This is a genomic window from Neisseria sp. CP9 (assembly GCF_047758525.1).
Taxonomy (GTDB): domain Bacteria; phylum Pseudomonadota; class Gammaproteobacteria; order Burkholderiales; family Neisseriaceae; genus Neisseria.
The window spans coordinates 2,102,184-2,116,364 of record NZ_CP180502.1; the positions used below are offsets into that span (position 1 = coordinate 2,102,184).

General features: G+C 53.5%; 12 protein-coding genes. 10 read left to right on the plus strand and 2 right to left on the minus strand.

Translation table 11 applies throughout. The features are described 5' to 3' along the window. Nucleotides 1-79 precede the first annotated feature (79 nt). Nucleotides 80-937 (minus strand): SAM-dependent methyltransferase TehB, encoded by an 858-nt coding sequence (tehB, locus tag ACMYUL_RS10120; RefSeq protein ID WP_070602069.1) that lies wholly within the window; start codon nt 935-937, stop codon nt 80-82. A gap of 262 nt (nt 938-1,199) precedes the next feature. On the opposite strand from tehB, the gene smc reads away from it, so the two are divergent. The 6 genes from smc (at nt 1,200) to ruvX (ending at nt 8,544) form a co-directional block, all read left to right on the plus strand. Then, complete coding sequence (smc, locus tag ACMYUL_RS10125; RefSeq protein WP_415770329.1) at nt 1,200-4,682, plus strand: chromosome segregation protein SMC; 3,483 nt, start codon at nt 1,200-1,202, stop codon at nt 4,680-4,682. A gap of 370 nt (nt 4,683-5,052) precedes the next feature. After that, complete coding sequence (locus ACMYUL_RS10130; RefSeq protein WP_415770331.1) at nt 5,053-5,721, plus strand: PoNe immunity protein domain-containing protein; 669 nt, start codon at nt 5,053-5,055, stop codon at nt 5,719-5,721. 90 nt (nt 5,722-5,811) lie between these two features. Further along, nucleotides 5,812-6,657, plus strand: coding sequence for a PoNe immunity protein domain-containing protein (locus ACMYUL_RS10135; protein ID WP_415770333.1), 846 nt, complete (start codon nt 5,812-5,814; stop codon nt 6,655-6,657). Nucleotides 6,658-6,965: 308 nt separating this feature from the next. Beyond that, nucleotides 6,966-7,514: a CreA family protein gene (locus ACMYUL_RS10140; protein WP_415770335.1), complete on the plus strand. Its 549-nt coding sequence runs from the start codon at nt 6,966-6,968 to the stop codon at nt 7,512-7,514. 12 nt (nt 7,515-7,526) lie between these two features. After that, on the plus strand, nt 7,527-8,075 hold the full coding sequence (locus ACMYUL_RS10145) for a YqgE/AlgH family protein (protein ID WP_070514621.1): 549 nt from the start codon (nt 7,527-7,529) through the stop codon (nt 8,073-8,075). Continuing rightward, nucleotides 8,068-8,544 (plus strand): Holliday junction resolvase RuvX, encoded by a 477-nt coding sequence (gene ruvX / locus ACMYUL_RS10150; RefSeq protein ID WP_415770338.1) that lies wholly within the window; start codon nt 8,068-8,070, stop codon nt 8,542-8,544. The genes ACMYUL_RS10145 and ruvX overlap by 8 nt, the downstream gene beginning before the upstream one ends. Before the next feature lie 93 nt (nt 8,545-8,637). On the opposite strand, the gene ACMYUL_RS10155 is transcribed toward ruvX, so the two are convergent. Then, nucleotides 8,638-9,606 carry a hypothetical protein gene (locus ACMYUL_RS10155; protein ID WP_415770340.1) on the minus strand — a complete coding sequence of 323 codons (969 nt, stop codon included), beginning with the start codon at nt 9,604-9,606 and terminating at the stop codon, nt 8,638-8,640. A gap of 154 nt (nt 9,607-9,760) precedes the next feature. Here ACMYUL_RS10155 and ACMYUL_RS10160 point away from each other — a divergent pair, with 154 nt between their 5' ends. From ACMYUL_RS10160 to ACMYUL_RS10175, 4 genes are all read left to right on the plus strand, one after another. Beyond that, nucleotides 9,761-10,744, plus strand: coding sequence for a hypothetical protein (locus ACMYUL_RS10160; protein ID WP_415770342.1), 984 nt, complete (start codon nt 9,761-9,763; stop codon nt 10,742-10,744). 116 nt (nt 10,745-10,860) lie between these two features. Beyond that, nucleotides 10,861-12,210: a DUF2868 domain-containing protein gene (locus ACMYUL_RS10165; RefSeq protein WP_415770344.1), complete on the plus strand. Its 1,350-nt coding sequence runs from the start codon at nt 10,861-10,863 to the stop codon at nt 12,208-12,210. A gap of 62 nt (nt 12,211-12,272) precedes the next feature. After that, nucleotides 12,273-13,610 (plus strand): DUF3482 domain-containing protein, encoded by a 1,338-nt coding sequence (locus tag ACMYUL_RS10170; RefSeq protein ID WP_107842210.1) that lies wholly within the window; start codon nt 12,273-12,275, stop codon nt 13,608-13,610. Between the two features lie 51 nt (nt 13,611-13,661). After that, entirely contained in the window at nt 13,662-14,177 is a 516-nt protein-coding gene (locus ACMYUL_RS10175; protein ID WP_070514609.1) for a DUF1543 domain-containing protein, read from the plus strand. Nucleotides 14,178-14,181: the final 4 nt, after the last annotated feature.

Consider the following 14,181-nt stretch of genomic DNA (forward strand, 5'->3'; position numbering starts at 1 on the left):
CAGTAGGAAAAGTTCAAAGCGCCGTAACAAAGCGGATACCAAAAGGTCGTCTGAAAATATTTCAGACGACCCCATTCGTTTATACTTCAGGCTTTTTCGCCAACATGGTAACAAACTTAAACTGTATCGGATTGCCCGCCGCATCTTTCGCATGCATGGCGCCGAGTTCCTCTTTGTATTCGGCAATCTCCCAGTCGCGGTAGTATTCGCGCAACTCGCCTTCTTTAAATTTAAACGGGAAAGGCATAGGGCAGGGGAAGTCTTCAGTGTCCATCGCCGAAACGATCAGGTTGTAGCCGCCCGGGTTGGTGTGCGCCTGCATATCGGCAATCACTTGCGGCACGAAACGCGGATACAAGAACATAAACACAACGGTCGCCACGATATAGTCGAAATGATCTTGAAGGTTGGCGGCATTCAAATCATATTCCACCGCCCGCACGTCCAGGTCTTCGATGCGCGCCAACTCGTTGACGTTTTGCACCGCCTGCGGATTGTTGTCCACGGCGGTTACGTCAAATCCTTTCAAACCTAAAAACAGCGCATTACGCCCCTGACCGCAGCCCATATCCAAAGCCTTGCCCACAGGAACGATATTTTCAGCCGCCACTACCGCCGAATGGGTCGCGCTCATGCCGTATTTCTTATTGAAATAATCCTTTGCCGCGCAATAAAGCGAGAGCTTGATTTCCGTGTCGTCCGTCAAAGGCTCGACCGTAAACTGTTGCTGCGGCGCGATCATGTGGTCGCCGTCTTCGGCAGTCAGCTCGACAGAAGCATTATCAGCTTCCGTCAATTTCAGACGACCTTGCAATACGTTCAGGCAAGCCCATTCCCCTTCGTCAAACGCATGACCCGCCCGCAGCGCGTCGGGAATCTCGTCTGCCTGCCAAGCCGGCATTTCCTGATAGCAAAAAAGCGCCATTTGTTCATCCATCGTCGGTTCCTTCTAATCTGTTTTTGATAAGGTGCATATTATATGCCTGTTTCGAGCGGGGCATTGAATTATCGGTTTGCCTGCTGATGCATTTGAAGAAACAGCTCGCTGCAAACTGCTTATTTTCAGTTTGCGTACTGCCCGTCTAACCTGATTTTCAGGCGAGGATGGCAGACCGTCGGATTTGTTTTCAAGAATTTGGTTTTTCGCGGGAAGACTAGTATAAAATCCCACTTTATTTTTTTCTCCCCGTCCTTATCCCATGCGCCTGACCCACATCAAACTCTCCGGCTTCAAATCTTTTACCGACCCGACCACGATTCATGTTCCGGGGCAGCTTGTTGCGGTTATCGGGCCGAACGGCTGCGGCAAGTCGAATGTGATTGACGCGGTGCGCTGGGTGTTGGGCGAGGCTTCGGCTAAGCAGCTTCGCGGCGAGAGTATGCAGGACGTGATTTTTAATGGTGCGGCGACGCGCCGTCCTGCGCCGAGGGCTTCGGTGGAGCTGGTGTTTGACAACAGCGACCACAGTTTGCAGGGGGCGTGGGGGCAGTATGCCGAGGTGAGCATCAAGCGGCAGCTGACGCGTCAGGGCGAATCGACGTATTTCATCAACAATCAGACCGTGCGCCGCCGCGACATTACCGATTTATTTTTGGGTACAGGCGTGGGCGCGCGCGGTTATGCCGTTATTGAGCAGGGGATGATTTCGCGCATCATCGAAGCGCGGCCGGAGGAGTTACGCGCCTATATCGAGGAGGCGGCGGGCGTGTCCAAATATAAGGAACGCCGCAAGGAGACGGAAGGCCGTCTGAAAGACACGCGCGAGCATTTGCAGCGTTTGGGCGATTTGCAGAACGAGTTGGCGCGTCAGGTGGAAAAGCTGGAGAAACAGGCCGAAACCGCCGAACGCTACAAATCCCTGACCGCGCAGTTGAACCAACAGCAGGATTTGCTCGATTACGCCCAATGGCAGCAATCGCTTGCCGCCGCCGACAAGGCGACCGCGCAGCATCAGTCTTTGCAGGCGCAGCAGGACGAAACCGCCGCGCAGGTTCAGGCGTTAAACGACGAAGTACACGCCTTGCAGACTGCCGAGCAGTCGCAGCAGCAGGCGGTACACGAATTGAGCAACAAACGCGGCGTGTTGCGCGAGCAGATTGCCCGTTTGGAAGAACAAATCCGCCATCAGCAAAACCTGCACCAACGCATCGAACGCGACAAGCAGGCGGCGCAGGCGCAGATGCAGCGCATCCATCAGGAGCAGCAGCAAATCCGCGTGCAGCTTGAAGAAAACGAGTTGCAGGCCGAAGAAAAGCAAACCGAGTTGGCAGAATGGGCGATGCAGGTTGCCGAACACGAAGAGCGTCTGCCCGAATTGGAAGAAGCCCAAGCCACACTCAACGCCGCCTTCCAAACCCAGCAAGACGAGGCAAACCGTATCCGCCGCGAACTGGCGTTGAAACAGCAGCAGCTTGCCCATGCCGAACAAACCGTTGCCAAACACGAAGAGCGCAAAGGTCGTCTGAAACAGGAAAACCAAGCCTTAAACCTGCCCGACGAGGCCGAAACCGCCGCCGCGCAGGAAGCCGCCGTCTTGTTGCAAAGCCAGCAAGAGCATTACGAAGAACAAATCATTGCCGCCGAAGAAGCCTTACACGCCGCCCGCGAGGCGTTTCAGACGACCTCGAGCCGCTTCCAAAGCCTGAAGCAGCAACACATCACCTTGCAGGCGCAGCAGCAGGCGTTGTCGCAAATCCTGTCGCAACAGCAGGAAGCCGCCGACTTCTGGCAGGCAACCGACCATGCTGCTGCGCCGCAACTGTGGCAACACATCACCGCGCCCGCCGAGTGGCAACACGCCTTGTCCGTCATTCTTGCCGAACGCCTGCACGCCCGCGCCGTGCCTTCTGGCTTTGTCCCGCCCAAACCTTTGCCCCAAGGGCAGGCGGCATGGCTTTCAGACGACCTCTCCGGCGGAATCAAAAAATCCCTGCCCGTACAGGCATTGCTGAACCAAATCCAAGCGCAGCCGCCTTTTCAGACGGCATTGCACCACTGGCTCGACGGCGTATTGTGCGCGCCCGATTTGAGCTACGCCCTCGCGCATCAAAGCGATTTGGGCGCACACCAAATCTGGCTTACGCCCGAAGGCCATCAGGTCGACAAAGTCAGCGTCCTGCTCTATGCCAAACCCGTGCAGGAAAGCCTGATTGCCCAAAAAGCGCGCCTCGACGGCATCGCGTCCGAACTGGAAAACCTCGCCCCCGAACTTTCTGCCGCCGAAGCCGCGTTCAAACAGGCGGAGGCCGCTGTGCGCTCGTCCGAAGTGCAACATAAAAACCTGATGCAGCAGCAACAGCAGCACACGCGCCAATACAGCCAGGCGCAGCAACGCGCCGCCGAACTCTTGGCGCGCACCAACCAAGGGCAAATCCGCCGCGAACACATCGAGCGCGAACTGGCGCAGTTGGCGGAAGAACAGACTGTATTGCAACACACGTCCGACGGACTTTCAGACGACATCGTTACTTTGCAGGAAGCCGCCGCCGAACTCGAACACCAGCAGCAAACCACCGCACACAGCCGCCAAGAACAGCAAGGCCGTCTGAAACAGGCGCAGCTTGCCCTGTTGGAAGCCAACCGCCAATACGGGCTGGCCGAAGTTGCCGTCCACAAACTCAACCAGCAAAAACAAAACTACCAACAGCAAATCGCCCGACTCGAACAGCAAACCCTAGACTGGCAGGAACGCCAGCAAGAGCTTGCCCTCGCCTATGAAACCGAGTTCCAAAACGACGAGCAGCACATCAAACTCGACGAGCTGACCGAAGCCGTACAAACTTTGGATGAAGAATACATCGCCGTGCAGGACAAACTCGCGCAGATTCAGGAGCAGGGCAGGGAGCAATACGCCCGCGTACAAACCCTGCAAACCAAGCTTCCGCAGCTTCAGGCAGCCACCCAAACCGCCCTGTTGCAGCAGCAGGAAGCCCTGATTAACGCCAAACGCTACCATCAAAACCTGACCGAACGCGCCGCCGATTTGGACGCGCTCGAAGCGTTGGCGAAAGAATCGCCGAAAGTATTGAACAGCAGCATCGGCAGCCTCACCCAGCAAATCGAAGCCCTCGGCGCCGTCAACCTCGCCGCCCTGCAAGAACTCGAAGAAGCGCGCGAACGCGACGGCTACTACCGCAGCCAAAGCGAAGACGTGCAGGCAGCCATTACCCTTTTGGAAGAAGCCATCGCCCAAATCGACGACAAAACCAAAGCGCGTTTCAAAGAAACCTTCGACGCCGTCAACGGCAAAGTCCAAACCTTCTTCCCCACCCTGTTCGGCGGCGGCGAAGCTACCCTCAAAATGATAGGTGACGACCTCCTGACCGCCGGCGTGTCCATCATGGCGCGCCCGCCCGGCAAGAAAAACAGCACCATCCACCTCCTCTCCGGCGGCGAAAAAGCCCTCACCGCCATGAGCCTCGTGTTCGCCCTGTTCAGCCTCAACCCCGCCCCCTTCTGCCTTCTGGACGAAGTCGACGCCCCGCTGGACGACGCCAACACCTCGCGTTTCTGCAACCTGGTCAAAGAAATGTCGGCGCAAACCCAGTTCCTCTACATCTCCCACAACCGCCTGACCATGGAAATGGCAGAGCAGCTCGTAGGCGTAACCATGCAGGAAAAAGGCGTCTCGCGCGTCGTCGCCGTGGACATTAAACAGGCGTTGGAAATGGCGGAGCCGTGATGAAGTGAGAGATTGTTTATTAAGCTTGATACGGAAAGGTCGTCTGAAAAACCAAATTAGGTTTCAGACGACCTTTCCGTGAATTGAAATAAGGTGTTGGATTCATATACCAAGCTGCTAATGCTTGGGTCTTTAAATATAGTCGAGATATAAAGATTCAGATAGAAACCGACCAAATTTTATGAGAGTAAACATGAACGAAACTGAGAAAATTCCTTTTCATGAAAAGCGCAGGCAGCATTTTTTGACGGAGGAAAGATGGAAATTCATTGTTGAGAAAACACCGGAATCAATGAAAATTCTTAAAGATAATTCCAATTCAAATAATTTAGAACTGAGAAACTCCTACGGTTTGGCAGCATTTACAAAAATGGATTATGTAAAGTCTAGTTATACCGCTGGAGAATCTATCGGCGAACTTCCTGGTATGCTTGATGAAATTATTGAAATATTGGAAGTTTCCACCAAATTCTGGCATCAAAACAAAGCCAAATTAAACGAAATCGGCTACTACAGCAGCCCGATGCCGTGGTTTTATGTTGAATACTATCTTACAACGCTACACCTTATCGCGCTTTGCTACCTCCTGCAACGCGAAGACTTGCTCCCGCGCCTGCTCGAAGTCATCCTTGCCAATGCAGAAGATGATTTAGAACCTGACTCCACTATCGAAGACTTTTTGGACTACCATTTTAAAAATCGTCCCGATCCGGATTATGTCCAAATGGGCAAACACGCCATTTTATTCGGCGAAGCGATGCGTGGCGAAACCAAAGAAGAACAATTGGAAGAACTCAACGCCTACCTCAAAGACTGGTATCGCGAAATGGTCGGTATGAGCGACCTTGAGTACCAATCCCACCTCGATCCCGAGCAAAACGGTTATTGCGGCTACTGGGCTTTTGAAGTCGCCGCCATCGCTTATCTTGACGACTTGGACGATACCGAATTGCGTAAATCCCCTTATTATCCAAAAGATATGGTTGATTGGGCGAGGGAGCAGAAGCGCAAGCGCGAATGCAAAGGTAAAGCTGATTAGTTTGGAAGAGTTTGAAGATTAGAAGGTCGTCTGAAATCGAGCAGCACAATTAAGATAGTACTAAACCGACCAAATTTTACGGGAGTAAACATGAACGAAACCGAGCAAGTTTGTTTTAATGAAAAGCGCAGGCAGCATTTTTTGACGGAGGAAAAATATCAGAAAGAGAAAAACGGATATTTATCCAATTTAAAATTTTGGGATAATAATTGGCAGAAAAGTATTTTAGAGTCAAAACATCTATTTCGCTATAAATTTTCCGAAATATTTGATTATTTGAGAATATGTTATACAGCAGGCGAGTCGATTTCCCTTTTGTCTCCTATGCTGGACAGGATTGTCTCTACATTAGAAATTTCCACCAAATTCTGGCAGCAAAACAAAGCTGAATTAAACGAAATCGGCTACTACACCAGCCCGATGCCGTGGTTTTATGTTGAATACTATCTTACAACGCTGCACCTTATCGCGCTTTGCTACCTCCTGCAACGCGAAGACCTGCTTCCGCGCCTGCTCGAAGTCATTCTTGCCAATGCTGAAGATGATTTAGAACCTGATACTACTATTGAAGACTTTTTGGACTACCATTTTAAAAATCGTCCCGATCCGGATTACGTCCAAATGGGTAAACACGCCATTTTATTCGGCGAAGCTATGCGCGGCGAAACTAAAGAAGAACAATTGGAAGAACTCAATGCCTATCTCAAAGACTGGTATCGCGAAATGGTCGGCATGAGCGACCTTGAGTACCAATCCCACCTCGATCCCGAGCAAAACGGTTATTGCGGCTACTGGGCTTTTGAAGTCGCCGCCATCGCTTATCTTGACGACTTGGACGATACCGAATTGCGTAAATCCCCTTATTATCCAAAAGATATGGTTGATTGGGCGAGGGAGCAGAAGCGCAAGCGCGAATGCAAAGGTAAAGCTGATTAGTTTGGAAGAGTTTGAAGATTAGAAGGTCGTCTGAAGATATGTTTTCAGACGACCTTTTTTGTTTGCAGCCAAAGCTCAGTCCGTAAACTTGACGATCTTGGCGATCGATACGGATTCTCTTTGTGAACCTTGAATGTACTAAGGAATGAAGGGGATAGGGTTTGTTTTGAGAAGGCTTGCAGTCGGTGATGGGATTCAATTGGGTATTTGGGTCTTTCCGATGCTTGCAATCTGAACAAGCGGTCTTATATAGTAGGAGCTACGGTGTTAGCTTCTTTATTTTCAACCCTCAAAGGTTTCTTATTTACATGAACAAAATCATTCTGCCTGCGCTTTGCGCCCTGCTTCTTGCTTCCTGCGGTAACGATACCGACAAAATCGGACGTGCCAGCACTGTTTTTCATATGCTGGGGAAAAATGACCGTATTGAAGTTGAGGGTTTTGACGATCCTGATGTGCAAGGGGTTGCCTGTTATATTTCTTATGCGAAGAAAGGCGGTTTGAAAGAGACAGTGAATTTGGAGGAGGATGCGAGCGATGCTTCCGTGTCGTGCGTGCAGACGGCGGATGTCATCCGTTATAACGAGCAAGCCGTCGCCAAGCCGCGGGAAGTGTTTAAACGCAGTGCGAGTTTGGCGTTTAAGAGCCAGCAGATTATCCGTTATTACGATCCTAAGCGTAAGGCGTTTGCGTATCTGATTTACAGCGACAAAATTGTTCAGGGTTCGCCGAAGAACTCTTTGAGCGCGGTGTCGTGTTTTGGCGGTGCTAAAGCGGATGTGCAGCAAATTGCCGGTGCGGAAGGCAAACAGATTTACGGTGCGTGCGTCGTGGATGCGCCTGTGCCGACCAAATAAAAGACGAGCGATATGAACCTAACCGACCATTTCTTGATTGCCATGCCCGATATGGATGATCCGTTTTTTGAAAATTCGGTGATTTATGTGTGCGAACACAACGAAGAGGGCGCGTTGGGCATCATCATCAATAAACCGTCGCCGATTACGATGGATATGATTTTTGCGGCGTCTGACCGCAATATCCCTTTGCGGATGCAGCACGAACACGTCATGATGGGCGGGCCGGTACAGATTGACCGCGGTTATGTCGTGCATACGCCCGTGGGCAACTGGCAAAACAGTATGATTGTTTCAGACGACATTGCCCTGACTTCTTCGCGCGATGTGATTGAAAACTTATCGCGTCAGGGCGCGGTGGATAAGATTTTAATCAGCATAGGCTATTCGAGCTGGAGCAAAGGGCAGCTTGAACGCGAGCTGGCGGACAATGTCTGGCTGACAGTGAAGGCGGACGAACATATTTTGTTCGATATGCCTTATGAACACCGCTACGCCGCCGCGTTTGCCAAACTGGGTATCCAACCCGATGCGCTCGTATGTGGAGCCGGTCATGCATAAGGTGCCGGCAGGGACGGTTTTGGCGTTTGATTTCGGCGAGGCGCGTATCGGCGTGGCGCAGGGCGATGCGGAGCTTGGCTTGTCGCATCCTTTGGCGACGGTTACCGGCAACAGCAACGACGAGAAATTCAACGCCATCGCCAAGCTGATACGGGAATGGCAGCCCAAGCATCTGGTCGTCGGACTGCCGACTCACGCTGATGGCACGGAACACGAGTTGACCCGCCTCAGCCGCAAATTCGGCCGCCGCCTACACGGGCGTTTTAACCTGCCCATATATTGGGTGGATGAACGGATGTCTTCGCTATACGCCGAAAGCCTGCTTGCCGAAGCGCAGGTGTTCGGGCGCAAACAGAAGGCGGTGCTCGACCAAGTGGCGGCGCAAGCGATTTTGCAGGGCTTTTTCGATGGCGGTGCGGCGGAGTATTTCAATGGCAGGGAAGAAGGTTCGAAAGAATCATCCGATTGAGAAAGTTTGAAAAAATTTTGAGAAAAAAGGTCGTCTGAAAGCTGTATTGACGGGGTTGGATCCGTTAACAGGCTTTCAGACGACCTTTTTGCATCAGAACAAGGCTTCAATCCTTAACAGCGCGCCGACGCGGTGTTTTTGGTTTTCCTTGCGGTTGTTGTAGTAGTTGACCTCGGTTTGGGTAAACAGCCAGTTGCGCCAAATCGGCTGGCGGTAGGTGGTAAACGGACCGTAGGTATTGAGGGCGGCTTTGCGTTTTTCAATATCGCCACCGGTGTACACGCCGTAGTTGACGTGGCGGTGTTTGCCAAGATTGTGTTGGCGGAAGAGGCTGTTGCCCCATGTCCAGTCTTCGGTTTTATCGTGTTCGTATTGCAGGTGCGCCTGATTGGCGATAAAGCTTTTTTCGTCGGGGATGTAACGCGTTTCCCAGTTGGTACGGACATGGTGTTTGCTCTTGATGCCGTAACGGTAGATTTGTTCCAAGCTGGTGTCGATGTGGTCGGTCAGTTGCCAATTGCTCGAGCTTTTGGCGCGGGCGAAGAGGTCGCTGCCGGAGCGGATACCGATATCGAAGTCGGTATCGGTGCGCTGTTTCGCGAATGCTTCGGTCCAGCGGACGGCAAGGGAGGCGTTGTTGTCGCGGCTTTGGGATGCGTCGAATATCCTGCCGTTGGTATTGGTACGGTTGCGGTAGGCATTGGCCTCGTGTTTCAACTCGTCGTCCAAAGAGTCGTCACCGAAAATTACATGGACTTTTTTCTCCAAAGTCGGCAGTTTCAGACGACCCCGTACGCGGGGCGTCACGGTAAACTTGTCGTCAGGGTTCCATTCGGTATCGAGCATGACGCGCAGGTTGGCGTCGGCAGGGTGGTCGGGATCGGGTTCGCCAAACCAGTCGTCGATGCGGTTGGACCATTTGTCCAAGCGTTTGGAAACGACTTTGTGGCGGTGGTCCACCCAAGTGTCACCGTCGGCGGGCGGTTCGTCGTTCGCGGCGGCAACGGTCGGGAAGAGGGTGAGCAGGGTGAGTAGGGATAACGTTGTGGTTCGGATAATCATTGTTTTTCCTTGCTTAATGCATAAAGCTATTATGGACGGTATCTTAGGGATAATGCAAGTCGTCTGAAAAAGGCTGTGATAAAATCTTGCGCGCCGTTCTATTGCGCAGAAACGCAGTCAGGCGGGCGCATACCAATACATTAAGGAAAACCGAATGAGTATTTTGTCGAAAATTTTTGGGAACAAGCCGTCCGACGAAACGGCACAAGAGCCGCGCAAACTTTCCGCGCAGGAAAAAAGCGAGGGCGCGGCGCGGGCGATTTATGCGAAAGATAAAGTGTATGTGCCGCTGTCTGCCATGCAGGCGGATGTGTCGGAAGGGACGGGCACCCCTTACATAGGTCGTCTGAAAGACGGGCGGACGGTTTTATATCTGTTTGAAACCTATGAAGCCGCGCGTGCTTTTTCAGACGGGCAGGACGGCGCTTTAGACGGTATCGGTTTGGTCGGTGCGTTGGATAAGGCGGACCAGTTCAACAATCTGAACAATGTCTTGCGTGTCGCACACTCGCTGGGCATTCAACTGATGGAATACAGAGGGCAGGATGGCGAGCATTTTGAATGCGCGCTTTCTTGGCTGATGCGCGTGAACGGCGCGGGCAGCATGGCGGCTTCCAGAGAGAAGATGGATGCTTTGTCCATCGGTAGCGATGCCAAGCTGCCGCTGCAATTTCACCCAATTGCCATCATCGGTTTTTCCAATCCCTATAAGGTTGCACCCGCGCGTGCGGAAGAATTGTTCAAGCAGTTCACGAATGTCGAAGATGACGAATTGCTGGACTTTTTTGCCGGCAACACGCCGCAGGAGAATGTGTTGCTGATCGGGCTGGTGGAAAAATATTCGGCGGATTTGGCGAAATCCGTGAAATATATTGTTTGGAACCAATTGGCGGAGCAGCCGCTTTTTGTCGGGATAAACCGCAAAGACGGCGGGCTTTACGCGCGGGACGGTTATTTATATGTCTTTTACACCGACCGTTTCCAACACATGGGGCCTGCCGGCTGCCATCCCGTTTCCGGTAAGGAAGCCGTGTTGGACTTGGTTCGCCGCCACGAACTGAAAGGTATTGCCCTGACCGACGGGCTGCACAATATGGCGCGGTTTGAAAACGACGTGATTTTCCAAGACGGGGAATAGCGGCAACCTTAAGATAAACGGTTTGCCTGAGCCGCATATTTAAAATACAAAGGTCGTCTGAAAAGGGCTGTGATAAAATCTTTGCGTTTTCACTATCCCTTTCAGACGACCTTTTTATGTTGAACCCATCCCGAAAACTCGCCGAACTTGTCCGTATTTTGGAAGAGGGCGGCTATATTTTTGCCGGCGATCCCGTGCAGGCGACGGAGGCGTTGCGTCATGTTGAGGGCGGCGCGGAAGGTAAAATCATCCGCCGCGCGGAGATGATAGACAGAGACCTCCGTCTTCGGCATACCTTGGAGCAAGTGCGTACCGGGTCGTTTTGGTTGTGGATCGTGGCGGCTGCGGCGATGTTCAGCACCGGCTTTTCAGGTACTTACCTTCTGATGGACAGCCAAGGGCTGAATTTCTTCCTGATTTTGGCGGGCGTGTTGGGTATGAATACGCTGATGTTGGCGGTATGGCTGGCATCGCTGTTCCTGCGCGTAAAAGTAGGACGGTTTTTCAGCAGTCCGGCGACGTGGTTTCGGGGTAAAGATCCCGTTAATCAGGCGGTGTTTCGGCTGTATGCGGACGAATGGCGGCAGCCTTCGGCGCGTTGGATCGCCGGTGCGACTTCACACAGTCTATGGCTCTGCACCCTGAGCGGGATGCTGGTGTCGGTATTGCTGCTGCTTTTGGTTCGCCAATATACGTTCAACTGGGAAAGCACGCTGTTGAGCAATACCGCTTCGGTACGCGCGGTGGAAATGTTGGCGTGGCTGCCGTCGAAACTCGGTTTCCCTGCCCCCGATGCGCGGGCGGTGATCGAAGGTCGTCTGAACGGCAACATCGCCGATGCGCGCGCGTGGTCGGGCTTGTTGGTCGGCAGCATTGCCTGCTACGGCATCCTGCCGCGCCTGCTGGCTTGGGCGGTATGTAAAATCTTTTTAAAAACAAGCCAAAGCAAGCTGGATTTGGAGAAGCCTTATTATCAGGCAGTCATCCGCCGTTGGCAGAATAAAATCGTCGATGCAGATACGCGTCGGGAAACCGTGTCCGCCGTTTCCCCGAAAATTACCTTAAACGACGCGCCCAAGTGGGCAGTCATGCTGGAAACCGAATGGCACGAAGGTACATGGTTTACGGGCAGGCTGGCGCAGGAATGGCTGGATAAAGGCGTGGCGGCGAATCGGGAAGAGGTTGCCGCTTTGGAGGCTGAATTGAAACAGAAACCTGCCCAGCTCCTCATCGGCGTACGCGCGGAAACCGTCCCCGACCGCGGCGTGTTGCGGCAGATTGTCCGACTCTCCGAAGCGGCGCAGGGCGGCGCGGTGGTACAGCTTTTGACGGAGCGGACGCTTTCAGACGACCTGTCCGAAACATTGAACCACTGGCGCAATGCGCTGGCAGAGTGCGACGTGGCATGGCTGGAACCTGACAAGGCGGCGCAGGAAGGTCGTCTGAAAAGCAATGACCGCACTTGAAACGCCCCATAAAGCCGCCATCCTGAAAAAGGTCGTCTGAAAATCCATTCTTCAAAAACATCATGAATAAACACCCCCTTTCCCTCGCCGTCGTCGGGCATACCAATACCGGCAAAACCTCGCTCCTGCGTACCCTGTTGCGCGACAGCGGCTTTGGCGAAGTCAAAAACGCCCCGTCCACTACGCGCCATGTCGAAGAAGCCGCGATTACCGACGGCGTCGATACGCTGCTGTATCTGTACGACACGCCCGGACTCGAAGACGCGGGCGGTGTTTTGGACTGGCTTGAAACCCATACGGACGCACGCGCCGACGGCATCGAGCGGCTGCAACAGTTTCTCGACAGCGATGGAGCGCATCACGATTTCAACCAAGAAGCCAAAGTGCTGCGGCAGCTTTTGCAAAGCGATATGGCGTTGTACGTCATCGACGCGCGCGAACCCGTCCTCGACAAATATCGGGATGAATTGACCATTCTTTCATGGTGCGCCAAACCGGTCATGCCCGTGTTCAACTTTACCGGCGGACAGCTTCCCGAAGCGTGGACGACCATGCTGGCGCGCCGCAACCTGCACGTTTTCGCAGGGTTCGACACCGTCGCATTCGATTTTGAAGGCGAATTGAACCTTTGGAACAAGCTCGCCACCATGCTGCCGCAACACGACATCATCGACCGCCTGACCGCCTCCCGCCGCCGAGAATGGACGCGTTTGGATAAAGAAGCGCGACACGAAATCGCAGGTTTCCTGCTCGACGTTGCCGCCTTCACGCAGGAAATTGACGAAAACGACGACCCCGCGCCCGTTCTGCAAACCATGCAGGCAGAAATACGCCAGCTCGAACGGCAGATGCAGCAGCGGCTGTTTGGCCTCTACCGCTTCTACCACAGCGAAATCGACAGCGGCGACTGGGTGCCCAAAGCCTTTCATCAAGATCCGTTCGACAGCGAGTTACTCAAAGAATACGGCATCCGTACCGGCACGGGCGCGGCAACCGGTGCGCTCATCGGCTTGGGGCTGGACATCGCCACGCTCGGCGGTTCGCTCGGATTGGGGACGGCAATCGGCGGCTTTTTGGGCGGCATCCTGCCCAATACCCGTACTATTTCCGACAAGCTCACCGGCCGCCAAACCCTGCACACCGATCCCGAAACCCTGACCCTGCTCGCCGCCCGCGCCCTCGATTTGCTCCACATCCTGCAAACGCGCGGCCACGCGGCGCAATCGCAAGTCGAGTTGCACAGCCGCAAAGCGCCCTGGACGCCGGACAAACTTCCGTCCGAACTCAACAAAGCGCGCAGCAGGTGGAAATGGTCGTCCCTCAACACCCACCTCCCCGAAACCAGCCGCGCCGAACGCGAGGAATATACGGAAAGTTTGAGCCGGAAATTGGGCGGGTAAGCAGGCGGAGGACGGCAGGTTCCCAAATTTCAAAAATTCATCAGGACGAAGATGCCCAAACTTTATATGTTCTATCTCGGCGGTAACGCAGGCCGTTCCAATATCGAAGTGCACGACATCCAATTTGCCGTGTGCGACGATTACCGCGAAGCCATCCCCGCGCTCAAAGCCGCATGGTTCGGCGACACGGACAAAATCCACATCGACGGCTGGCAGATTGTCGAATGGGCGGACGGTTACGATGTCGACGTACCCGATACCGCCGAACCAAAGAGGTCGTCTGAAAACGCTCCGCACCTGTATTTCGTCAATGTCGGCGGTTATCGCGCGGGGCAGCTTGCCGAGGAGCACGCTTTCGGACTGTTCGTTGCCGCCACGCCTGCCGAAGCTAAACAAAAAGCCCTGCAAACCCTGTTGACCGACCATGTCCAGCGGCATAAAGATAACTTAAAAGACGTGGACAACCTGCTCCGGCTCGACCGCATCGGCAATCACACCATCCGCCTGACCCCGAATCCGCACGGCAAGCCTGCCGAAATGGGCTTTCAGGGCTATTTACCGATTTAAAGTA